This is a genomic window from Jatrophihabitans sp. sgz311053, assembly GCF_056135305.1.
The window spans coordinates 22416-43433 of the sequence record NZ_JBWAXP010000003.1 but is presented as its reverse complement, the minus strand read 5'-3'; the positions used below and the strand labels follow the sequence as shown (position 1 = coordinate 43433).

The window sequence follows — 21018 nt, the reverse complement described above, 5'->3', positions numbered from 1 at the left end:
GTTGCTCGTCGCGGCATCGGGCTGGCGCAGCTGGTCGGCGTGGTCCCGGGCCAACCGGGAGCTGGTCAGACAGACGAGGGCCGCCCGCCGCGTCAGCGCCGGCTCCTGACGGCGAGCGCCGATCAGCCCCGCGCCTCCTCGATGGCGTCGACGATCTGGCCGAGCATCTGGGTGATCTCGAAGTCCTTGGGCGTGAAGACCCGCGCCACCCCCTGATCGCGCAGCTCGACCGCGTCGACCTCCGGGATGATGCCGCCGGCGATGACCGGGACGTCGTCGAGCCCGGCTTCCCTGAGCCCGGCCAGGACGTCGGGCACCGCGGACAAGTGCGACCCGGAGAGGATCGACAGGCCGACCACGTCGACGTCCTCCTCCACCGCGGCCGAGACGATCTGCTTGGGCGTCAACCGGATGCCGGAGTAGACGACCTCGAAACCGGCGTCGCGGGCGCGGACCGCGATCTGCTCGGCGCCGTTGGAGTGGCCGTCCAGGCCGGGCTTGCCGACCAGGAACTTCAGCGGCCGGCCCAGCTGCTCACCGAGCGCCTTGACGCGTCCCTGCACCTCGGCCAGCGACCCCTCGTGGCCGCCACCGCTGGCCGCGGCGACACCCGTCGGCGGGCGGTACTCGCCGAAGACCTCGCGCAGCACGCCGGCCCACTCGCCGACGGTGACGCCGACCTTCGCGCAGGTCAGCGAGGCGGTCATGAGGTTCTCGTCGGTCTTGGCCGCGTCGCGCAGCAACCGCAGCGCGTCGTCCACGGCGGCGGCGTCCCGGCCGGACTTCCACTGCGCCAGCGCGTCCTTGGCCGACTGCTCGACGGCCTTGTCGACGGTGAGGATGCCGCCGTCCTCCGAGCCCTGCAGCGGGTTCGGCTCGGTCTCGGTGTACTTGTTGACGCCGACCACGACGTCCTCGCCCGCCTCGATGCGACGCCGCCGGCGGGCGAGCGAGGAGACCAGCTCGGACTTCAGGTACCCCGACTCGACGGCCTCCACGGCGCCGCCCATCTCCAGGATCTTGTCGATCTCGGCGCGGGCGCCGTCCTTGATCTCGCCGACCTTGGCCTCGACCACGTGCGAGCCGGCGAAGAGGTCGTCGTACTCGAGCAGGTCGGACTCGAAGGCGAGCACCTGCTGCATGCGCAGCGACCATTGCTGGTCCCAGGCACGCGGCAGGCCGAGGGCCTCGTTCCAGGCCGGCAGCTGGACGGCGCGGGCGCGGGCGTCCTTGCTCATAGTGACCGCGAGCATCTCGAGCAGGATGCGGTAGACGTTGTTCTCCGGCTGCGCCTCGGTGAGGCCGAGCGAGTTGACCTGCACGCCGTAACGGAAGCGACGGTGCTTGGGATTCTCGACGCCGTAGCGCTCGCGGGTGATCTCGTCCCAGAGCTGGCCGAAGGCCCGCAGCTTGCACATCTCCTCGACGAAGCGCACGCCGGCGTTGACGAAGAAGCTGATCCGGGCGACGACGTCGCCGAACTTCTCCTCGGGCACCTGGCCGGACGCCTTCACCGAGTCCAGCACGGCGATGGCGGTACAGAGGGCGAAGGCGACCTCCTGCACCGGCGTCGCCCCGGCCTCCTGCAGGTGGTAGCTGCAGACGTTGATGGGGTTCCACTTCGGCACGTTCGCCACCGTGTAGGCGATCATGTCGGTGATCAGCCGCAGCGAGGGCGCCGGCGGGAAGACGTAGGTCCCCCGCGACAGGTACTCCTTGATGATGTCGTTCTGGGTGGTGCCCGACAGCTTGGCGAAGTCGGCGCCGTGCTCCTCGGCGACGGTGAGGTAGAGCGCCAGCATGTACATCGCCGGCGCATTGATCGTCATGGAGGTGTTCATCTGCTCCATGGGGATCTCGTCGAAGAGGATCCGCACGTCACCGATGTGCGACACCGGGACGCCGACCTTGCCCACCTCGCCGCGGGCCAGCTCCGCGTCGGGGTCGTAGCCGGTCTGCGTCGGCAGGTCGAAGGCGACGGAGAGGCCCGTCTGACCCTTGGACAGGTTGCGCCGGTAGAGGGCGTTCGACTCCTTCGCCGACGAGTGGCCGGCGTAGGTGCGCATCAGCCAGGGGCGGTCGCGCTCGTCGTCCGAGGGGAAGGGCATGGCAGAAGCACCTCGCTGTCGTACCGACGGGTAACTGTCGGAGCCTACTGTCGCCGGGCCGCCACGCGCGCCATGACGTGGTGGAGTTCGCATGTCCGGGCTTGGCGGCGGCGACCCAAGCCGAGGCACTATGGAGGTCATGGGCAACGATCCGTCGGCGATGTTCCTCGCCGTGGCCGTGATTCTGGTGCTCGCCCTGATCCTGCGCTGGGTCTTCAAGCCCTCGCGCAAGGGTCCGATCGTCCGCCCGGTGGATGCCGCCGAGTCACCGAACCTGGGTCTGCTCTCGGTCGTCGAGACGGCGCTGCCCCGGCAGCAGGCCCTGGAGCGGCGCGCCCGGCTGCAGGAGGCCGGGATCCGCTCGTCGATGTCCAAACGGCGCGACGGCCTGCTGGACGTGCTCGTCTTCCACGCCGACGTGGACGCCGCCCGGCTGCTCCTGGGCAGCTGACCGGCGAGGCTCCGGGGTCGTGCCCGTACCCTCCAAGGCGTGAACTCGACACATCCGCCGTTGTCCTGCACCCGCGCCGAGCGCGGGCAGGCCTGGGCCGTCCACCTGTTCACGACGGTCGGCATCATCTTCGGCTGCCTGGCCCTGCAAGCCGTCCTGGACGGCCGTGCCGACCTGGCGATCATCTACCTGATGGTCACGATCGTCATCGACGGCGTCGACGGCCCGATCGCGCGTGCGCTCGGGGTCAAGGAGCGGGTGCCGCGGATCAACGGCTACGTGCTCGATCTCATCATCGACTTCGTCACGAACGCCATCGTCCCGGCGGCCTTCATCTACCAGTTCGATCTGGTGCCATCGAACGCCTTCGGCCTCGCCGTCATCGGCCTGCTGGCGCTCACCTCGGCCATCTGGTTCTCGCGCAACGACATGATGACCGACGACAACTTCTTCCGTGGCTTCCCGGCGGCCTGGAACATGGTGGCCCCGCTGCTGCTCCTGCTGAACGCCAGCGCCGCGGTGGGCGCCACCGTCATCATCGCGCTGTCGATCGCGCAGCTGACCAACATGCCCTATCCGCACATCATGCGGGCGGTCTTCTTGCGCCCCGTCACCTTCGTCGCCGCCATCCTGTGGCTCGGCGGGCTCATCGTCGGCGCGGTGCTCTACCCCGAGACGCCGGGCTGGCTGCAGGCCGTGCTGCTCGTCAGCAGCGTGTGGTTCCTGCTGCTCGCGGCGATCAAGACCGTCAAGGACTTCCGTGGTCGGCGCCACGTCGCCGAGCCGAAGGACGAGGCACTCGCCACCCAGCCGTAGCCGGTCAGCTGCCGAAGGCCCCGGATTCGACCCGCTGGACGTCCGCGCCCAGGCTGCGCAGCTGCTCCTCGAAGCGGACGTAACCCCGGTCGATGTGGTGGATCTCGGCCACCTCGGTGACGCCCTCGGCCACCAGACCGGCGATGACGAGCCCGACGCCGGCGCGGATGTCGGTGGCGCGGACCGGCGCACCGGAGAGCCGCTCCTGCCCCCGGACCACGGCGTGGTGCCCGTCGGTACGGACGTCGGCGCCCATGCGCGCGATCTCGTCGCAGAACATGAAGCGCGCCTCGAAGAGGTTCTCGGTGATCATCGACGTGCCGTCGGCCACCGATAGCGCCGCGATGGCCTGCGGCTGCAAGTCCGTGGCGAGCCCCGGGTAGGGCAGCGTCACCACGTCGAAGCTCTTGGGACGCTCGGCTTGGACGACCCGGAAGCCGGCGGCGTCACCGGGGAGCACCTCGACCTCGCCGCCGGCGCGGTCGACCTTGTCCAGCAGGATGCGCAGGTGGTCGGCGACCGCCCCGCGGACGGTGACGTCGCCGCGGGTGGCCACGGCGGCCATCGCCCAGGTGCCGGCGACGATGCGGTCGGGGACGGCGTCGTGGACGGTGCCATGCAGGCTGTCGACGCCGGTGATCTCCAGCGTGGAGGTGCCGATACCACCGATCTGGGCGCCCATCCCCACCAGCATCTGGCAGAGGTCCACGATCTCGGGCTCGCGGGCGGCGTTGTCGATGACGGTCGTGCCCTTGGCCAGGACGGCCGCGGTCATGATGTTCTCGGTGGCGCCGACACTCGGGAAGTCCAGCCAGATCGACGCACCGCGCAGGCTGGGCGCCTCGGCGACCACGTAGCCGTGCTGAATGCTGATCTCGGCGCCCATCCGCTCCAGGCCGCTGAAATGCATGTCCAGCGGCCGCGTGCCGATGGCGTCACCGCCGGGGAGCGCCACCTTGGCCCGGCCGGTGCGGCCGATCAGCGGTCCCAGCACGCAGATGGAGCCGCGGATCTTGCGCACCAGCTCGTACGGCGCCTCGTGGTGCAGCACGTCGGGGGTGGTGATGGTGATGCGGTCGGTGGCCGCTTCGCCACCCTGCGGCACCGTGATGGCCTCGCTGACCGTGCACCCCATGCCCTCGAGCAGCTGGCGCATGATGGTGACGTCCGAGATCGCGGGCAGGTTGCCCAGCGTCGTGTCCCCCGGCGCCAGCAGCGCCGCCGCCATCAGTTTGAGCACGCTGTTCTTGGCGCCGACGACCTCGACATCGCCGTCGAGCCGGGCACCACCGGTCACTCGCAGAACCTGCACCCTGACACAGTAATCAGCGCCCGTAGGCTCGCCGCATGGCCGTTCACCTGACGCGCATCTACACCCGCACCGGGGACGACGGGACGACGGCGCTCGGCGACATGTCGCGCGTGCGCAAGACCGATCCCCGCGTCGAGGCCTACGCCGCCTGCGACGAGACGAACTCCGCGATCGGCGTGGCCCTGGCCCTCGGCGGCCTGCCGCAGGAGGTCGTCGAGGTGCTCGGAACGATCCAGAACGACCTCTTCGACGTCGGCGCCGATCTCTGCACCCCGGTCGTCGCCGAGCCGCAGTACCCGCCGCTGCGGGTGGAGCCGTCCTACACCGCCCGGCTCGAGGGCTGGTGCGACCGCTTCAACGCCGACCTGCCCAAGCTCAACAGCTTCATCCTCCCCGGCGGCACGCCGGGCGCGGCTCTGCTGAACCAGGCCCGGACCCTCGCCCGGCGCGCCGAGCGCTGCGCCTGGGCGCTGTGGGAGGCCGATGCGGAGCACACCAACCGCGAGGCGATGCTCTACCTCAACCGGCTCTCGGACCTGCTCTTCATCCTCGGACGCGTCGCCAATCCCGACGGCGACGTCCTCTGGAAGCCGGGCGGCGAGCGGTAACGCTCAGGTGCGCGGCGCGGAGCTCTCCAGCCACGAGACGAAACCCGTGTAGGCACCCTCGCCGAGTGCGAGCACAACAGTCTCACCCTCAGCTCGACACTCGACCACGACGGCGGTGGGCGGGAGCGACTTCACCTCCGACGGCAGCCGCTCACGACGTCCGATCACCTCGACCCTGCCCTGTCGCAGGACACGGGAGGGGTTGGTGCCGATGCCGAGCGCGCGATACCAGCGCAGCTCACCGCCGCGATAGCGGCCGATGCCGTAGAGCCAGCGGTTGCCCCGCAGGACGGCGAGCGGGACGGCCCCTGCCAGTCGGAGCATGTAGCGCTGCCTGGCCAGGACGGCCACGAACAGCACCACGACGAGAACAGCCGTGCACACCGCGATGATGTCGACGGTGTGCACGGCTGTCTTCGGTCTTTCGTGCCTAGACCTGCTCGCCGGCGGCGCGTAACCGCGACAGCGCGCGATCGCGGGCCGCGGCCTCGTCCGGGCCCTTGTCCGGGTCCGCCGAGTCGAGCGCCTTGCGGGCCCTCGCGACGTCGATGTCGTTGCTCATCTCGGCCTGCTCGGCGAGGACGGAGACCCCGTCCTGCCGCACCGAGAGGAAACCTCCGTGCACCGCGACGCTGAGCGTGTCGCCGTCCTCGGCCTCGATGCGTACCGGGAAGCCGGGCACGAGCGCGCCCAGCAGCGGCTGGTGGCCCGGCAGGATGCCGATCTCGCCCTCGGGGGTGCGACCGTAGACGGCCGTCGCCTCTCCGGACCAGATCGGCTGCTCGATCGAGACGAGCTCGACGTGCATCGTCGCCATGGTTAGGCCTTCTTCAGCTCGGCGGCGTTGCGCTCGAGGTCCTCGAGACCGCCGCACATGAAGAACGCCTGCTCCGGGTAGCTGTCGAATTCACCGTCGGCGAGACGCTTGAACGCGTCCACCGTCTCCTCGACGGGGACGAACGACCCGTCGACACCGGTGAACTGCTTGGCGACGAAGGTGTTCTGCGACAGGAAGCGCTCGATGCGGCGGGCCCGGTTGACCGTGACCTTGTCCTCCTCGGAGAGCTCGTCGATACCGAGGATGGCGATGATGTCCTGGAGCTCCTTGTAGCGCTGCAGGATCTGCTTGGTGCGCTGGGCGACGTCGTAGTGCTCCTGGCCGATGTACTGGGCGTCCAGGATGCGCGAGGTCGAGTCGAGCGGGTCCACGGCCGGGTAGATGCCCTTCTCCGACACCGGACGCGACAGCGTAGTGGTGGCGTCGAGGTGGGCGAAGGTGGTGTGCGGCGCCGGGTCGGTGATGTCGTCGGCGGGCACGTAGATCGCCTGCATGGAGGTGATCGAGTGACCGCGGGTGGAGGTGATGCGCTCCTGCAGCTGACCCATCTCGTCGGCCAGCGTGGGCTGGTAACCCACGGCCGAGGGCATGCGGCCGAGCAGCGTCGACACCTCGGAGCCGGCCTGGGTGAACCGGAAGATGTTGTCGATGAACAGCAGCACGTCCTGCTTCTGCACGTCGCGGAAGTACTCGGCCATGGTCAGGGCCGAGAGCGCGACACGCAGGCGCGTGCCCGGCGGCTCGTCCATCTGGCCGAAGACGAGTGCGGTCTTCTCCAGCACGCCGGACTCGGTCATCTCCACGATGAGGTCGTTGCCCTCGCGGGTGCGCTCGCCGACACCGGCGAAGACCGAGACACCACCGAAGTTCTCGGCGACGCGGTAGATCATCTCCTGGATGAGCACCGTCTTGCCGACGCCGGCACCGCCGAAGAGGCCGATCTTGCCGCCGACCACGTAGGGCGTGAGCAGGTCGATGACCTTGATGCCGGTCCAGAACGGCTCGGTCTTGCTCTCGAGCTGGTCGAACGGCGGCGGGTCACGGTGGATGGGCCACCGCTCCTTGATGTCCAGCTCGGACTCGGTGACGTCGAGCGGCTGGCCGAGGGCGTTGAAGACGTGGCCCTTGGTGACGTCGCCGACGGGCACCGAGATCGGCGAGCCGGTGTCGGTGACCTGCGCGCCACGGGTCAGGCCGTCGGTCGGCTGCAGTGCGATGGTGCGCACCATGTCGTCGCCGATGTGCTGCGCGACCTCGAGGGTCAGCGTCTTGGAGAGCTCACCGAGCTCGATCTCGGTGGTGAGCGCCTGGTTGAGCTCGGGGATGTTGTCCCGGCCGAACTCGACGTCCACCACGGGGCCGATGACGCGGACGACGCGCCCGCCCGCAGCCGAGGTGCCCGAGGTCGCGGTCTCTTCTGAAACGGCGGTCATTTATTCGCTCCCTGCTGATGCGAGGGCATCGGCGCCGCCGACGATCTCGCTGATTTCCTGGGTGATCTCGGCCTGGCGTGCCTCGTTGGCCAGCCGGGTGAAGGTCTTGATCAGCTCTGTTGCATTGTCGCTCGCGGACTTCATCGCGCGCCGCCGGGCGGCCGATTCCGACGCGGCCGATTCCAGCAGGGCCGAGAAGATGCGCGAGCTGATGTAGCGCGGCAGCAGCGAGTCGAGCAGCTTCTCCGGCTCGGGCTCGAACTCCCACAGCGGGGCCGGGCCGTCGTTGTCCGAGGCGTCCTTGCCGTCGCGAGACGAGTCGGACTCGCCGTCGTCGAGCGCCTCGTCCTCGTCGGCGTTCTGCACCGGTGCGACCTGGACCGCGACCGGCGACTGCGTGACCGAGTTGACGAAGCGGGTGAAGACGACCCACAGCTCGTCGATACCGGGGCGCTCGTCCCTGCCCTCGTCCGCGTCACCGGGGACGGTGCCCTCGCTGGTCGCGGTCAGCGCGTGGACGACAGCCTCGGTGGCGCCACGGGCGTCGACGAAGTTGGGCTGCTCGGAGAAGCCACTCCACTGCCCGGCCAGGTCGATCTGCCGGAAGTTGAAGTAGGCGGCACCCTTGCGGCCGATGACGTAACGCTCGACCTCCTTGCCGTCGCTCTCGAGCTGAGCAGCCAGCTCGTTGGCGCGGCGGATGGCGTTGGCGTTGTAACCACCGGCCAGACCCCGGTCGCTGGTGACGAGCAGGATGCCGGCCCGACGCGGGTTCTCGACGCCGGTGAGCATCGGGTGCTTGACCGACGACTCCCCGGTGATCGCCGAGAGCGCGCGCTGCAGCTCACGGGCATACGGCTTGGCGCTGCGCATCCGCGCCTGCGCCTTGACGATGCGCGACGCGGCGATGAGCTCCATCGCCTTGGTGATCTTCTTCGTCGAGTTGACCGAGCGGATACGCCGCCGGTAGACGCGAAGCTGGGCTCCCATAGGTCAGTCCCTTAGTTCCCGGACTTCTCGGAGCTGTCCCCGGCCTGGAACTCCTTCTTGAAGTCCGTGATCAGCTTCTCCAGCCGCGACGCGTGGTCGTCGTCGAAGCCCTTGGCCGTGGCCAGGGCGTCGTAGACATCGCCGTCGGTGCGCTGCACGTAGTCCAGGAACTCGCTCTCGAAGCGGCGGATGTCGCTGACCTCGATCTCGTCGAGCTGGCCGGAGGTACCCGCCCAGATCGAGACGATCTCGCGGCCGATGCCGAACGGGGAGGCGGCGGGCTGCTTGAGCAGCTCGACCAGCCGGGCGCCACGGGCGAGCTGGCGCTGCGAGGCCTTGTCCAGGTCGGAACCGAAGGCGGCGAACGACTCCAGCTCGCGGTACTGGGCGAGGTCCACGCGCAGGCGTCCGGAGACGGCGCGCATGGCCTTCGGCTGGGCCGAGCCACCGACGCGCGACACCGAGATACCGACGTTCACAGCCGGGCGGACGCCGGCGTTGAAGAGGTCGGTCTCGAGGAAGCACTGGCCGTCGGTGATCGAGATGACGTTGGTCGGGATGTAGGCCGAGACGTCGTTGCCCTTGGTCTCGATGATCGGCAGACCGGTCATCGAGCCGCCACCGAGGTCGTCGGAGAGCTTCGCGCAGCGCTCGAGGAGCCGGCTGTGCAAGTAGAAGACGTCGCCGGGGTAGGCCTCGCGGCCCGGCGGGCGCCGCAGCAGCAGCGACACCGTGCGGTACGCCTCGGCCTGCTTGGTGAGGTCGTCGAAGACGATGAGGACGTGCTTGCCCTGGTACATCCAGTGCTGGCCGATGGCCGAACCGGTGTAGGGCGCGAGGTACTTGAAGCCGGCCGAGGCCGACGCCGGGGCGGCGACGATGGTGGTGTACTCCAGGGCGCCTGCCTCCTCGAGCGTGTCGCGAGCCGAGGCGATGGTCGAACCCTTCTGACCGATCGCGACGTAGATGCAGCGCACCTGCTTCTGCGGGTCGCCGGTCTTCCAGTTGTCGCGCTGGTTGATGATCGCGTCCAGGCAGACCGTGGTCTTACCGGTCTGGCGGTCACCGATGATCAGCTGCCGCTGGCCACGGCCGATCGCGGTCATCGAGTCGATGGCCTTGATGCCGGTCAGCAGCGGCTCCTTGACCTCCTTGCGCTGCACCACGGTGGGCGCCTGGAGCTCCAGGGCGCGACGCTCGTCGGTCTCGATGTCGCCCTGGCCGTCGATCGGCTGGCCGAGCGCGTCGACCACGCGCCCGAGGTAGGCGTCGCCGACCGGGACCGAGAGGATCTCGCCGGTGCGCTTGACCGGCTGACCCTCCTCGATGCCGCTGGCGTCACCGAGCACCACGGCGCCGATGTCGCGGACGTCGAGGTTGAGGGCGATGCCCAGCGTGCCGCCCTCGAACTCGAGCAGCTCGTTGGCCATCGCGCTCGGCAGACCCTCGACGCGCGCGATGCCGTCACCGGTCTCGGCGACGGTCCCGACCTCCTCACGGGAAGCCTCCGGCTTGTAGGACGAAACGTAGCTCTCGATCGCGCTACGGATCTCGTCGGCGGAGATCGTCAGCTCAGCCATGTTCTTTCCTGTTCCTTCGGCTCTTCGTTCTCGGAAATCTCGGGTGTTCGGATCTGTCAGCCGGCCAGCGAGGCGCGGGCGGCCTCGAGGCGGGCGGTGACGCTGCCGTCGATGACCTCGTCACCGACGCGGACGACGAGCCCGCCGCGCACGGCGGGGTCGACGGCCAGGCGGACCGTGATGGAGCGGCCGTAGAGCTGCGACAGCGCCGCGGTCAGGCGTTCCTGCTGCTGCGGGCTCAGCTCGGTAGCCGAGACCACGCGCGCGACCGAACGCTCCTGCCACCGGGCGGCATCCTCGAGCAGGTCGTCGATCGCGAGCAGCACGCTGCGCTTGCGGGTGCTGGCCACGGCGTTGTGCAGCAGGGTCAGCGTGAGCGGCTGAACCTTCTGCGCCACCAGGGAGTCGAGCAGTTCGATGCGCCGCGACGCCGGGACGGCCTGCTCGTCGAGCAGGGCGACGACGTCGCCGCGGGTGTTCAGGATCCGCTCGAGCCGGAAGAGCTCGTCCTCGACGGTGTCGAGGCTGCCCTCCTTCTCCGCGGCCCGGAAGACCGCGTCGCCGGCCGCGCTCTCCAGCGCGTCGACGAAGTCCCACGGTGAGGACCACCGCAGCTCGATGGCCACGGTGAGCAGTCCCAGCGTGTCGGGGCGGACCTGCGATCCCAGGACCCGCTCGGCCAGGCCGGTGCGGCTCTCGGTCGACGACGTCGGGTCGGCGAGCAGCCGCCGCAGCCGGGGCTGGGCGACGAGCACCTGCGCGACGGCGTACAGCTCGTCGGCGAGGGTGCTGAGCGAGTCCGCCGAGATGCGGCCCTCGAACACCTCGTGCTCGCGGCGCCGCAGATCCTCGAGCGCGCGTCGGCTGGCCGAATGGATCACGAGGACTCCGTCCGCGCCTTCGCCGACTCGTCGGCCTCGATGCCGGCCAGGAAGGCGTCGACGGTGGCCGAGACGGCCGCGTCGTCCGACAGTCGCTGGTCGACGATCTTCTCGGCCAGCTCGACGGCCAGGGTGCCGACCTCGGCACGCAGCTCGCGCACGATTGCCGCACGCTGACCGGCCAGCTGCTCCTCGCCGCGGGCGACGATGCGGGCCGACTCCTCCTGCGCCTGCGCGCGGAGCTCCTCGAGGGTGCGCTGCGCCTCGGCGCGGGCGTTCTCGCGGATCTGGGCCGCCTCGACGCGGGCCTCGTTCAGCTGCTCCTTGTACTGCTCGAGCATCCGCTGCGCCTGGTTCTGCGCTTCCTCGGCCCGCTCGATCCCGCCCTCGATGGCCTCACGCCGGTCGGCGAAGGTCTTCTCGAAGTTCGGGACCACGTACTTGCGGACGAGGAAGAACAGCAGCGCGAAGATGATGAGCACGAGCACGAACTCGGCCCAGACGAAGCCGAGCGGGTTCGGCTCCTCGGCTGCGAGTAGATGCGTCATCGTGGGTTCCTTCGCCTTGCGATGGGATCAGAGGTGTACCGAGGCATGCTCGGCGCGTCGAGTGACTAGGCCTTGAGCACGAACGCGAGCGCGATGCCGATGATGGCGAGCGCCTCGGAGAGCGCGAAGCCGAGGAAGGCGATGGTCTGCAGCCGGCTCTGCATCTCCGGCTGGCGGGCCGTGCCGCTGATGTACGCGGCGAAGACGATGCCCACGCCGATACCGGGGCCGATAGCCGAGAGGCCGTAGCCGACCATGTTGAGCGTGCCGCCCATTGTTCTTTCCTTTCGTCGCGGTCAGGTGACCGTGTGCGTGGTGGTGCGGAGTGAAGTGATGCGGGTCAGATCAGTGGTCGTGCGCCTTGGCGCCGGCGATGTAGCTCGCCGTCAGTAGGACGAAGACGTAAGCCTGCAATGACGCGACGACGACCTCGAGGAAACCGATGCCGATGCCCATCACGTAGGCGAGCACGCCGGCCGGCTTGACGATCGGTCCGGTCGCGTCCAACAGCAGGTAGGCGCCACCGGTGGAGAACAGGATGATCAGCAGGTGGCCAGCAAACATGTTGGCGAAGAGTCGCAGCGAGAGCGTGACCGGCCGCACGATGATGTTGGAGAGGAACTCCAGCGGGATGATCAGTGGCAGCAGCCACTTCGGCACGCCGGACGGCGTCGTGACGAACTTCAGGTAGCCGAAGAAGCCCTTGTCCATAATCCCGACGACGTTGTAGATGATCCACACCATGGCGGCCAGGCCGAAGGCGTAGTTCACCCGAGAGAACGTCGGGAACATCAGGAACGGCGTGATGCCGAAGAGGTTGTTGATGAGGATGAAGAAGAAGAGCGAGACCAGCAGCGGCACCCAGCGCATGAAGTCGCCGCCGATGACGTCGCGGCCGATGCTGTCGCGGACCAGGCCATAGGCCTGCTCGCCCAGGTACTGGAACTTGCTGGGAACGACCTGCCGACGGCGGATGGAACCCTGCAGGAAGGCGAAGGTGATGACCGCGGACAGCAGCAGCAGCACGGCCGGCTTGGTCAGCAGGACGATGTAACCCTCGTCGTGCCAGTTGGTGTTGGTGAAGTCGGGGAGGAAGAACTCCGCGGGCCCCGGAGCGGTGAAGCCTTCACCAGCGGCGAGAGGCTGGGCCGTCATGACGAATCTCCTCGGTCATCGCGACCTCGCGGCGGATCGGCGCGCGGAGCGCCCGTCTCGTCCGTCCGGTCGTGGTCGATCGGGGTGGAAGCTGGGATGGATCGTGTCGCGGCCGGACCGGCGGGGGCGGTTCCGGTCTCTCCACGGTAACGAAACCGGGCAAAGACCATGTAGACCCCGAAGGCTGCTCCCACCACGATCCCGATCGGGACCAGGTAGGGAGCGTCCAACCAAACGCTGAGCCCCAATCCGATCCCGCCGTAGAAGACGACACCAGCGACCAGGTATCCGAAGACTGCCCAAGGATCCCCACCGGGTTCTTCACCTGGTGGAGTCTCGTGCGACTTCTCCGTGCCCATCGTGTGCCGCGAGCGTAACAGTCACTGAGAGCGTGCCTTCACCGCACCCAGGCTGCGCGCGCGACCCCGGTGACCCACACCAGGACGGACACGGTGGCGCCGGCGAAGACGGCACCACCGACGACCACCCGCGGCGAGGAGAGCAGCCAGGCGAAGGAGAGCACGGCGACGGTGAAGCCGTAGCTGAAGATCGCGGCCAGGAACATCGTTCCCGGCGAGATTCGACCCGCCATCCGCAGGTTGACGGTGGAGATGGCGAAGCACCCGACGACCAGGAGCATCGCACCGGCGTAGCTGCCCGCGGCGGCCCACGGTCGCGGGGCCAGGAGCATGAGCCCCGAACCGACGACGAGCGCGACCGCCAGCACGGGCCAGACCCAGTTCTCGGGGCGGCCGAGGGGCATCCGCCGCCGCGGCTGCGGGAAGCGATCCGGGACGGGCGCGTCGGTGGCTCTCATCGCGGCTCCACCCGTCGGCCGGCCGAGGACGCGAGCGGAGCGGCGGGGCGACGGCGGGCCCGGAAGCGCAACCCCGGCACGAACGAGATCAGCAGCCCCACGACCAGGGCGGCCGCGAGGACGGTCAGCACCAGCCAGCGACCCTCGGCGTAGGAGAGGCCGACACCGGCGAAGGAGAGCAGGGCCGACCAGAAGTAGAGCAGCAGCACGGCCCGGCGGTGGCTGTGCCCCATCTCGAGTAGCCGATGGTGCAGGTGCTGCTTGTCGGGGGCGAACGGCGAGCGCCCCCGGCTCACCCGCCGGACGACCGCGAGCAGCAGGTCGATGAAGGGAAGCGCCAGCACCGCGAGCGGGATGATGAGCGGCAGGAAGAGCGCGAGCGAGCCGAAGGCGTTGACGGTGAAGGCCTGCGGGTCGGCGGTGTTGGTGGCGGTGACGGCCGAGGCGGAGAGGATGAGCCCCACCAGCATCGATCCCGAGTCGCCCATGAAGACCCGCGCGGGCCAGAAGTTGTGGGGCAGAAATCCCACGCAGGTGCCGCAGAGCGCCGCCGCGAGCAGGGTCGGGGCGGCGCCGGCGACCTGGAAATTCTGCTGCGTCAGGTGGAACGAGTAGAGGAAGAACCCGCCCGCGGCGATGGCGGTGACGCCCGCAGCCAGGCCGTCCAGGCCGTCGATGAAGTTGACCGCGTTGATCGTGATGACGGTGAGCAGGATCGTCACCGGCACGCCGAGCGAGCCGAGCAGCAGCGTGCTGTTGCTCCCCGGCAGCGGGACGGCGATGAGCTGGACGCCACCCCAGATCACCATGATCCCGGTGGCGAGCACCTGCCCAGCGAGCTTGGTCAGCGAGTCGAGCTCCCAGCGGTCGTCCACGACGCCGAGCAGGCAGATCAGGGCCGCGGCCCCCACCACGAAGGCCATGTCCGGCCCGACGACGAAGGCCTGGGTCAGGGTGGGCAGCCGGTGCGCGACGAAGATGGCCAGCGCGAACCCGACGAAGAGCGCGACGCCACCCATGCGCGGGATGGCCACCGCGTGTACGTCCCGGTCTCGCGGCGCCGCTATCGCTCCCCAGCGGATCGCCGCGCGCCTGGCCAGCGGCGTCAGCACGAAGGTGACGACCGCCGCGATGCAGCCGACGAGCAGGTACTCCAGACTCGGATAGGTGGGCATCAACCACCGCTGCCCGGTTGCGGCCGCGGTCGGGGCCGGGGCGTCGCCGCCGGCGGCTCGTCCGCCCCGGCACCGGGGCCGGCCATGCCGACCAGATCCGGGACGATCTCGCGCAGCTGCGCCTCGCTGACGCTGCCGACGCGCAGCACGCGTGGCGTCCCCTCCGAGACGTCGATGATGGTGCTGGCCTCGCCGCGTGGGGCCGGGCCGTCCTCGAGGTACACCGCGACGTCCTCGCCGAGCTGAGCGCGCGCCTCGGCTGCCGTCTGCGCGGGCGGCTGCCCCGAACGGTTGGCGCTCGACACCGCCATCGGACCGGTCCTCTCCAGCAGCTCAATCGCCACCGGGTGCAGCGGCATCCGCAGCGCGACCGTCCCGCGCGCGTCGCCGAGGTCCCAGGTGAGCGACGGCGCGTGGCGGACCACGATGGTCAGCGCGCCGGGCCAGAACGCCTCGACCAGCTCCCGGGTCCGGGAGTCGACGTGGGCCACCAGGCCGTCGATCGTCGACCAGGCGCCGACCAGCACCGGGACGGGCATGTCGCGACCGCGACCCTTGGTCCGGAGCAGGTCCGCCACGGCCACCGCGTCGAAGGCGTCGGCGCCGATGCCGTAGACGGTGTCTGTGGGCAGGACCACGAGCTCACCGGACTGCACGCTGTGCGCCGCGGTCGCGATCGCGTCGTCACGGACGTCGGGGTCGCCGCAGTGGAAGAACAGAGCCACGGCAGTCAGTTTGCCTCACGAAGCCGGGCACGGCGGGAGGCCGTCGCGTAGCGGGGTCGACCGGCGAGGTCGCGGTGCGCCACGATGTCGTCCCACCGACCGTCGCTCCGCAGCAGTGCGGGCACCGCCTCGCCGTGGCTGTCGTCGTGCTCGACGGCGAGCACCCCGCCGCCGCGCAGCAGCTCCGCCGCGGCGGCCAGGACGTCGGTCATGAGCCCCAGCCCGTCGTCGCCGGCGAAGACGGCGAGCTCCGGATCGGCCCGGACCTCCGCGGCCACCGGTGTCGTCAGGGGGACGTAAGGCGGGTTGCAGACGACCGCGCCGGCCCGGCCGCGCCAGGCGGCCAGGGCGTCGCGGTCGCGGATGTCCGCAGCCACGACACGGACACCCCGCTCGATCGCGTTGCGCTCGAGCCAGGGCAGGGCGTCCGGTGACATCTCCACCGCGACCACCTCGGCCGCGGGGAGCTCGTCGGCCAGCGCGACCGCCAGCGCCCCGGAACCCGAGCAGAGGTCCACCACGACCGGAGTGGCCGCCGCCCGCAGCGCGGGCAGCACGGCGTCCACCAGCAGCTCGGTCTCCGGACGGGGGACGAAGACCCCCGGTCCGACCGCGAGCTCGACGTAGCGGAACGGCGCGTGGCCGGTGATGTGCTGCAGCGGCTCGCGCGCGACCCGGCGCTCCAGCGCCTGCTCCAGCGCCCCGGACTGGTCAGCGGTCAGCTCGTCACGGGTCAGCAAGGCCGAGCGCGGCAATCCGAGCACATGGGCGGCCAGCAGTTCGGCGTCCGTGCGGGGAGTGTCGACGCCGGCGGCGGCGAGCCGCTCGGTCGCCGTCGCGAGCAGCCGGCGCAGGCTCAGGAGCCCTCCCCCGCCAGCAACGCCTCGGTGTCGGCGGCCTGCAGCGCGGCGATGACGTCGTCCAGCGCGCCGTCGATGACCTGGTCGAGGTTGTAGGCCTTGAAGCCGACCCGGTGGTCGCTGATGCGGTTCTCCGGGAAGTTGTAGGTGCGCACCCGCTCGGAGCGGTCGACGGTGCGGACCTGCGAGCGGCGGGCGTCCGACGCGGCGGCCTCGGCCTCGTCCTGCGCCGCGGCGAGCAGCCGGGCGCGCAGCACCCGGAGCGCGGCCTCACGGTTCTGCAGCTGGCTCTTCTCGTTCTGCATCGCCACCACGGTGCCGGTGGGGACGTGGGTGATGCGGACGGCCGAGTCGGTCGTGTTGACGCTCTGGCCACCCGGCCCGGAGGAGCGGTAGACGTCGATGCGCAGGTCGCCCGGGTCGATCTCGACGTCGACCTCCTCGGCCTCGGGCAGCACCAGCACGCCGGCGGCCGAGGTGTGGATGCGCCCCTGCGACTCGGTCGCCGGCACCCGCTGCACCCGATGCACACCGCCCTCGTACTTCAGCTGCGCCCAGACCTGGTGCTCGGGCTTACGGGCGCGGACGGCGACCGTGGCCGACTTGACGCCGCCGAGATCGGTGGACTCGTTGTCCAGCACTTCGAGCTGCCACCCCTGCCGCTCGGCGTAGCGGCTGTACATCCGCAGCAGGTCACCGGCGAAGAGGGCCGATTCGTCGCCGCCCTCGCCGGCCTTCACCTCGAGGATGACGTCCTTGCCGTCGTTCGGGTCGCGCGGCAGCAACAGGTGCCGCAGCCGCTCCTCCAGCTCGGCGATCCGGGTCTCCAGGGCGACTGCCTCGGCGGCGAAGGAGGCATCCTCGGCGGCCAGCTCGCGGGCGGTCGCGAGGTCGTCGCGGCTGCTGCTCAACTCGTCGGCCGCCGCCCGGATCGGCGCCAGCTCGGCGAAGCGGCGTCCCAGCGTGCGGGCCCGGCCGGCGTCGGCGTGCACCGACGGGTCAGCCAGCTGCTGCTCGACCTCGCCGTATTCGGCGAGCAGCTCGGAGAGCTTGCCGGGCTCGGACATGGGGACTCCTGCGATCGGACCGTCTGGAAACGCGACAACGGCGCCCATCCCCGGATCGGGGATGGGCGCCGTCGGAGAAGCTAGGCCTTCGAGCGCTCGCGCTTGCCGTAACGGCGCTCGAACTTGTCGACGCGGCCACCGACGTCCATGATCTTCTGCTTGCCCGTGTAGAACGGGTGGCAGGCCGAGCAGACATCGGCGTTCATGACGCCGTTCTTGGCGGTACTGCGGGTGGTGAACGTGTTGCCGCACGAGCAGGTCACCTGGGTGACCTTGTACTCGGGGTGGATGCCTTCGCGCATGCTGCCGGTTCCCTTCGTGTGGCGCCGGGTCGCAGGTGAACACGCTGCGTGAACCGGAGCCGGGTGGTGTCGACGCGGATGCGCGCCGACCGTGCAGTGTAACCGGTCCCCGGCGCCGGGCATTCCCTCACCCCGGACCCCGACCTCGGGTGGAAGGATCGCCCCGTGCCCAGCCACGACGCCGTGACCGCCGAACTCGCCGGGCTCGCCGCCGGACGTCGCGAGACCTTCGAGCTGCGCGTGGAGCGCTGGCTGCCGGACCTGCGGGCCGCACTGGCCGAGCTCTACCCGGCCCACGCCGCGCTGGAGACCCGGCTGCTGACCGCTGCGGCCCGCGCCTACGCCGAGCGCGACGCCGACCTGCATCGGCTGGACGAGCGGCGCACGCTGCGGCCCGACTGGTTCCAGTCGCCGGCCATGCTGGGCTACGCCGCCTACGCCGACCGGCTCGCCGCCCCCACCGGCGGCACCCTCGCCGGGGTGGTCGAGCAGGTGCCCTACCTGGCCGAGCTGGGCGTCACCTACCTCCACCTCATGCCGCTGCTGCAGTCGCCGCCCGGCGACAACGACGGCGGCTACGCGGTGTCGGACTACCGCACCGTCCGCCCGGAGCTCGGCACGGTCGAGGACCTCCGCAGGCTCGCCGCCACGCTGCGCTCACGGGGCATCAGCCTCGTGCTCGACCTGGTGCTCAACCACGTGGCCGACGACCACGAGTGGGCCCGGCGCGCCCGCGCCGGCGAGCAGCGCTACCGCGACTACTTCCACGTCTTCGCCGACCGCGACCTGCCGGACGCCTACGAACGGACCCTGCCCGAGGTCTTCCCGGACTTCGCGCCGGGCAACTTCACCTTCGACGACGAGCTCGACGGCTGGGTCTGGACGACCTTCAACTCCTTCCAGTGGGACGTCAACTGGGCCAACCCCGACGTGCTCGCCGAGTACGTGGAGATCGTGCTCTTCCTGGCCAACCTCGGCGTGGAGGTGCTGCGGCTGGACGCCATCGCCTTCCTCTGGAAGCGGTTGGGGACGAACTGCCAGAACCAGCCGGAGGTCCACGCGGTGGCGCAGGCGCTGCGCGCCGTCATCCGCATCGCCTGCCCGGCGGTGCTGCTCAAGGCCGAGGCGATCGTCGCGCCGGACGACCTGGTGCAGTACCTCGGGCAGGGTCCGCGGCACGGCAAGGTCAGCGATCTGGCCTACCACAACAGCCTGATGGTGCAGATCTGGTCGATGCTGGCGACCCGGGATGTCCGCCTCGCCGTCCACGCGCTGCGCGAACTGCCGCCGATCCCCACCACCACCGCCTGGATCTGCTACCTGCGCTGCCATGACGACATCGGCTGGGCCATCGACGACGGCGATGCCGCCGCCGTGGGTCTCGACGGATTCGCCCACCGGGCCTTCCTCTCGGACTTCTACACCGGTAGGTATCAGCCCTCCTTCGCTCGCGGGCTGGTCTTCCAGGCCAATCCCGCCACCGGGGACCGGCGTGTCAGCGGCATGACCGCCGACCTGACCGGTCTGAGCGCTGCCGACTCCCCCGAGGCCACCGACCTCGCCGTCACCCGCATCCTGCTCGCCCACGCCGTCGTGCTCGGCTGGGGCGGCATCCCCGTGCTCTGGATGGGCGACGAGCTCGGGCTGGCCGGCGACGAGCGCTGGAGCGACGACCCTGCCCATGCCGGCGACAACCGCTGGGCCCACCGGCCGCCGCTGCCGGCGGCGGTCCAGGACCAGCGGCACGACGCCACGACGCCGGCGGCGCGGTTGTTCGCCGGGATACGGCGGCTGAGTCGGGTGCGGGCCGGACTGCCGGCGCTGCACGCGGCGACGGCGTCGCGTGTCCTCGAGGCGAGCGACCCCGGTGTCTTCGCCGTCCACCGGTCGCACCCCGAGGGCGATCTGCTCGAACTGGCCAATGTCACCGAGAGCTGGCGGCCGTTCCCGGCGCACCGCATCGCCGAGCTGGGTCTGGATGGCGCCCCGGATGCGTTAGGGGGCGAGCCGCTGTCCCCGGACGATCGCGGTGACGTGTGGCTCGCCCCCTATCGGGCGGTGTGGCTGGCGGGGTGAGCCCCGCCGGCGATCAGGCCTGCTGCAGCTGGCCGTGCTGCTGCTGCGCCCGCTCCAGCTCGCGCTTGCGGTCGGCCTCGGACTCCTGCGCGATCTGCGCGGCCTTCTCCTCGTCGCGGGTGAGGTTCGCCTCGGTCTGCGGGTCGAAGACGTGCACCGACGCCGGGTCGAACCACAGCTCGGCCTGATCGCCCTGCTTGACCTTGCTGGCGCCGTCGAGGCTGACGACGAGCTGGGTGCGCATCGCCTCGCCGTCGAGCTCGCGGTCCAGGTCGTTCAGCGCGGCCTGGACGTCGGAGTTGGGCTCGAAGGGCAGGTAGGCGTACTTCTCGTTGCCGAGCCACTCGGTGACGTCCACGCCGGCGGTGAAGGTGACGCCGTGGGCGCGGTGCGCGTCCTCGACCAGTGCGGCGTCCTCGAATGCCTCCGGACGGATGCCGACGACGACGAAGTCGCCCTTCTTCTTGGTCGCCGAGACGGCGGCCGGGATCGGGATGTTGGTGAAGGGCATCTCCAGCACGCCGTCGCCGACCGTGGCGGGGAGGAAGTTCATCGGCGGGGAGCCGATGAAGCCCGCGACGAAGAGGTTGACCGGCTGCTCGTAGAGCTCGCGCGGGCTGGCCACCTGCTGCAGCACCCCGCGACGCAGCAGCGCGACCCGGTCACCGAGGGTCATGGCCTCGGTCTGGTCGTGCGTGACGTAGACCGTCGTCACGCCGAGACGACGCTGCAACCGCGCGATCTCGGTACGCATCTGGCCGCGGAGCTTGGCGTCGAGGTTCGACAGCGGCTCGTCGAAGAGGAACGCGTCGGCCTGCCGGATGATGGCGCGACCCATGGCGACCCGCTGCCGCTGACCGCCGGAGAGGTTGGCCGGCTTGCGCTCCAGGTGTTCGCGGAGCTCCAGGACGTCGGCGATGTCGTCGACCATCTTCTTGATCTTGCCCTCGTCGACCTTGTTCTTGCCGAGGCGGAGCGGGAAGGCGATGTTCTCGAAGACGGTCAGGTGCGGGTAGAGCGCGTAGTTCTGGAAGACCATCGAGAGGTTCCGGTCGCGCGGCGCCTTGTCGTTGACGCGCTTGCCGTCGATGAGCAGGTCGCCGCCGGAGATGTCCTCGAGGCCGACGATCATGCGCAGCAGCGTCGACTTTCCCGACCCCGACGGCCCGACGAGGATGAGGAACTCGCCGTCGGCGACGTCGATGTTGACGTCCGTGACCGCCTTGAAGCCGTCGCCGTAAACCTTGGTGATGTGCTGCATCTGGATGGTGGACAT

The 21018-nt window shown here is 70.1% G+C and carries 22 protein-coding genes; 4 read left to right on the top strand and 18 right to left on the bottom strand.

Annotated elements, in window-relative coordinates; all coding sequences use genetic code 11:
- Window positions 1-122: 122 nt before the first annotated feature.
- Window positions 123-2108: a protein meaA gene (locus tag AC0NZQ_RS18145; protein ID WP_474531483.1), complete on the bottom strand. Its 1986-nt coding sequence runs from the start codon at window positions 2106-2108 to the stop codon at window positions 123-125.
- Between the two features lie 139 nt (window positions 2109-2247).
- Here AC0NZQ_RS18145 and AC0NZQ_RS18140 point away from each other — a divergent pair, with 139 nt between their 5' ends.
- Both AC0NZQ_RS18140 and AC0NZQ_RS18135 read left to right on the top strand, forming a co-directional pair.
- A complete protein-coding gene (locus AC0NZQ_RS18140; RefSeq protein ID WP_474531482.1) occupies window positions 2248-2559 on the top strand; it encodes a hypothetical protein in 312 nt (103 codons plus the stop codon).
- Between the two features lie 39 nt (window positions 2560-2598).
- The gene (locus AC0NZQ_RS18135; protein ID WP_474531481.1) at window positions 2599-3375 is read left to right on the top strand and encodes a CDP-alcohol phosphatidyltransferase family protein; all 777 of its coding nucleotides are present in this window, start codon (window positions 2599-2601) and stop codon (window positions 3373-3375) included.
- A gap of 4 nt (window positions 3376-3379) precedes the next feature.
- Here the strand turns inward: AC0NZQ_RS18135 and murA are convergent, their stop codons facing one another.
- Complete coding sequence (murA, locus tag AC0NZQ_RS18130) at window positions 3380-4687, bottom strand: UDP-N-acetylglucosamine 1-carboxyvinyltransferase (protein WP_474531480.1); 1308 nt, start codon at window positions 4685-4687, stop codon at window positions 3380-3382.
- 35 nt (window positions 4688-4722) lie between these two features.
- Here murA and AC0NZQ_RS18125 point away from each other — a divergent pair, with 35 nt between their 5' ends.
- A complete protein-coding gene (locus tag AC0NZQ_RS18125; RefSeq protein WP_474531479.1) occupies window positions 4723-5295 on the top strand; it encodes a cob(I)yrinic acid a,c-diamide adenosyltransferase in 573 nt (190 codons plus the stop codon).
- Between the two features lie 3 nt (window positions 5296-5298).
- Here the strand turns inward: AC0NZQ_RS18125 and AC0NZQ_RS18120 are convergent, their stop codons facing one another.
- From AC0NZQ_RS18120 to rpmE, 15 genes are all read right to left on the bottom strand, one after another.
- Complete coding sequence (locus tag AC0NZQ_RS18120) at window positions 5299-5703, bottom strand: DUF2550 domain-containing protein (protein ID WP_474531478.1); 405 nt, start codon at window positions 5701-5703, stop codon at window positions 5299-5301.
- A gap of 22 nt (window positions 5704-5725) precedes the next feature.
- Window positions 5726-6112 (bottom strand): F0F1 ATP synthase subunit epsilon, encoded by a 387-nt coding sequence (locus AC0NZQ_RS18115; RefSeq protein WP_474531477.1) that lies wholly within the window; start codon window positions 6110-6112, stop codon window positions 5726-5728.
- Between the two features lie 2 nt (window positions 6113-6114).
- Window positions 6115-7566 (bottom strand): F0F1 ATP synthase subunit beta, encoded by a 1452-nt coding sequence (gene atpD, locus AC0NZQ_RS18110; protein WP_474531476.1) that lies wholly within the window; start codon window positions 7564-7566, stop codon window positions 6115-6117.
- Window positions 7567-8556 carry a F0F1 ATP synthase subunit gamma gene (locus tag AC0NZQ_RS18105; protein WP_474531475.1) on the bottom strand — a complete coding sequence of 330 codons (990 nt, stop codon included), beginning with the start codon at window positions 8554-8556 and terminating at the stop codon, window positions 7567-7569.
- Between the two features lie 11 nt (window positions 8557-8567).
- On the bottom strand, window positions 8568-10136 hold the full coding sequence (gene atpA, locus AC0NZQ_RS18100) for a F0F1 ATP synthase subunit alpha (RefSeq protein WP_474531474.1): 1569 nt from the start codon (window positions 10134-10136) through the stop codon (window positions 8568-8570).
- Between the two features lie 56 nt (window positions 10137-10192).
- On the bottom strand, window positions 10193-11017 hold the full coding sequence (locus AC0NZQ_RS18095) for a F0F1 ATP synthase subunit delta (protein WP_474531473.1): 825 nt from the start codon (window positions 11015-11017) through the stop codon (window positions 10193-10195).
- Window positions 11014-11565 carry a F0F1 ATP synthase subunit B gene (locus AC0NZQ_RS18090; protein WP_474531472.1) on the bottom strand — a complete coding sequence of 184 codons (552 nt, stop codon included), beginning with the start codon at window positions 11563-11565 and terminating at the stop codon, window positions 11014-11016. The genes AC0NZQ_RS18095 and AC0NZQ_RS18090 overlap by 4 nt, the downstream gene beginning before the upstream one ends.
- 65 nt (window positions 11566-11630) lie before the next feature.
- On the bottom strand, window positions 11631-11840 hold the full coding sequence (gene atpE, locus AC0NZQ_RS18085; RefSeq protein ID WP_474531471.1) for an ATP synthase F0 subunit C: 210 nt from the start codon (window positions 11838-11840) through the stop codon (window positions 11631-11633).
- A gap of 70 nt (window positions 11841-11910) precedes the next feature.
- Window positions 11911-12720, bottom strand: a complete 810-nt coding sequence (gene atpB / locus AC0NZQ_RS18080; protein WP_474531470.1) for a F0F1 ATP synthase subunit A — start codon at window positions 12718-12720, stop codon at window positions 11911-11913.
- A 397-nt stretch (window positions 12721-13117) separates the two neighbouring features.
- Window positions 13118-13537: a hypothetical protein gene (locus AC0NZQ_RS18075; protein WP_474531469.1), complete on the bottom strand. Its 420-nt coding sequence runs from the start codon at window positions 13535-13537 to the stop codon at window positions 13118-13120.
- Window positions 13534-14712: an MraY family glycosyltransferase gene (locus AC0NZQ_RS18070; protein ID WP_474531468.1), complete on the bottom strand. Its 1179-nt coding sequence runs from the start codon at window positions 14710-14712 to the stop codon at window positions 13534-13536. Before AC0NZQ_RS18070 ends, AC0NZQ_RS18075 begins: the two co-directional genes overlap by 4 nt.
- A complete protein-coding gene (locus tag AC0NZQ_RS18065) occupies window positions 14712-15437 on the bottom strand; it encodes an L-threonylcarbamoyladenylate synthase (protein ID WP_474531467.1) in 726 nt (241 codons plus the stop codon). Before AC0NZQ_RS18065 ends, AC0NZQ_RS18070 begins: the two co-directional genes overlap by 1 nt.
- Before the next feature lie 5 nt (window positions 15438-15442).
- Window positions 15443-16282: a peptide chain release factor N(5)-glutamine methyltransferase gene (gene prmC, locus AC0NZQ_RS18060; RefSeq protein WP_474532023.1), complete on the bottom strand. Its 840-nt coding sequence runs from the start codon at window positions 16280-16282 to the stop codon at window positions 15443-15445.
- Window positions 16283-16293: 11 nt separating this feature from the next.
- Window positions 16294-17364, bottom strand: a complete 1071-nt coding sequence (gene prfA / locus AC0NZQ_RS18055; protein WP_474531466.1) for a peptide chain release factor 1 — start codon at window positions 17362-17364, stop codon at window positions 16294-16296.
- Between the two features lie 80 nt (window positions 17365-17444).
- Window positions 17445-17666: a 50S ribosomal protein L31 gene (gene rpmE, locus AC0NZQ_RS18050; protein WP_474531465.1), complete on the bottom strand. Its 222-nt coding sequence runs from the start codon at window positions 17664-17666 to the stop codon at window positions 17445-17447.
- A gap of 165 nt (window positions 17667-17831) precedes the next feature.
- Here rpmE and AC0NZQ_RS18045 point away from each other — a divergent pair, with 165 nt between their 5' ends.
- Window positions 17832-19742, top strand: a complete 1911-nt coding sequence (locus AC0NZQ_RS18045; protein ID WP_474531464.1) for an alpha-amylase family protein — start codon at window positions 17832-17834, stop codon at window positions 19740-19742.
- A gap of 13 nt (window positions 19743-19755) precedes the next feature.
- On the opposite strand, the gene AC0NZQ_RS18040 is transcribed toward AC0NZQ_RS18045, so the two are convergent.
- On the bottom strand, window positions 19756-21018 hold the full coding sequence (locus AC0NZQ_RS18040) for an ABC transporter ATP-binding protein (protein ID WP_474531463.1): 1263 nt from the start codon (window positions 21016-21018) through the stop codon (window positions 19756-19758).

What these genes read in the sequence shown, in the direction of transcription:
- AC0NZQ_RS18075 (WP_474531469.1), bottom strand. Translation starts at nt 13,537, where the DNA reads ATGAGAGCCACCGACGCGCCCGTCCCGGATCGCTTCCCGCAGCCGCGG.
- atpD (WP_474531476.1), bottom strand. Translation starts at nt 7,566, where the DNA reads ATGACCGCCGTTTCAGAAGAGACCGCGACCTCGGGCACCTCGGCTGCG.
- AC0NZQ_RS18105 (WP_474531475.1), bottom strand. Translation starts at nt 8,556, where the DNA reads ATGGGAGCCCAGCTTCGCGTCTACCGGCGGCGTATCCGCTCGGTCAAC.
- atpB (WP_474531470.1), bottom strand. Translation starts at nt 12,720, where the DNA reads ATGACGGCCCAGCCTCTCGCCGCTGGTGAAGGCTTCACCGCTCCGGGG.
- AC0NZQ_RS18125 (WP_474531479.1), top strand. Translation starts at nt 4,723, where the DNA reads ATGGCCGTTCACCTGACGCGCATCTACACCCGCACCGGGGACGACGGG.
- AC0NZQ_RS18090 (WP_474531472.1), bottom strand. Translation starts at nt 11,565, where the DNA reads ATGACGCATCTACTCGCAGCCGAGGAGCCGAACCCGCTCGGCTTCGTC.
- AC0NZQ_RS18040 (WP_474531463.1), bottom strand. Translation starts at nt 21,018, where the DNA reads ATGTCCACCATCCAGATGCAGCACATCACCAAGGTTTACGGCGACGGC.
- atpA (WP_474531474.1), bottom strand. Translation starts at nt 10,136, where the DNA reads ATGGCTGAGCTGACGATCTCCGCCGACGAGATCCGTAGCGCGATCGAG.
- prfA (WP_474531466.1), bottom strand. Translation starts at nt 17,364, where the DNA reads ATGTCCGAGCCCGGCAAGCTCTCCGAGCTGCTCGCCGAATACGGCGAG.
- atpE (WP_474531471.1), bottom strand. Translation starts at nt 11,840, where the DNA reads ATGGGCGGCACGCTCAACATGGTCGGCTACGGCCTCTCGGCTATCGGC.
- AC0NZQ_RS18145 (WP_474531483.1), bottom strand. Translation starts at nt 2,108, where the DNA reads ATGCCCTTCCCCTCGGACGACGAGCGCGACCGCCCCTGGCTGATGCGC.
- AC0NZQ_RS18115 (WP_474531477.1), bottom strand. Translation starts at nt 6,112, where the DNA reads ATGGCGACGATGCACGTCGAGCTCGTCTCGATCGAGCAGCCGATCTGG.
- rpmE (WP_474531465.1), bottom strand. Translation starts at nt 17,666, where the DNA reads ATGCGCGAAGGCATCCACCCCGAGTACAAGGTCACCCAGGTGACCTGC.
- AC0NZQ_RS18070 (WP_474531468.1), bottom strand. Translation starts at nt 14,712, where the DNA reads ATGCCCACCTATCCGAGTCTGGAGTACCTGCTCGTCGGCTGCATCGCG.
- AC0NZQ_RS18140 (WP_474531482.1), top strand. Translation starts at nt 2,248, where the DNA reads ATGGGCAACGATCCGTCGGCGATGTTCCTCGCCGTGGCCGTGATTCTG.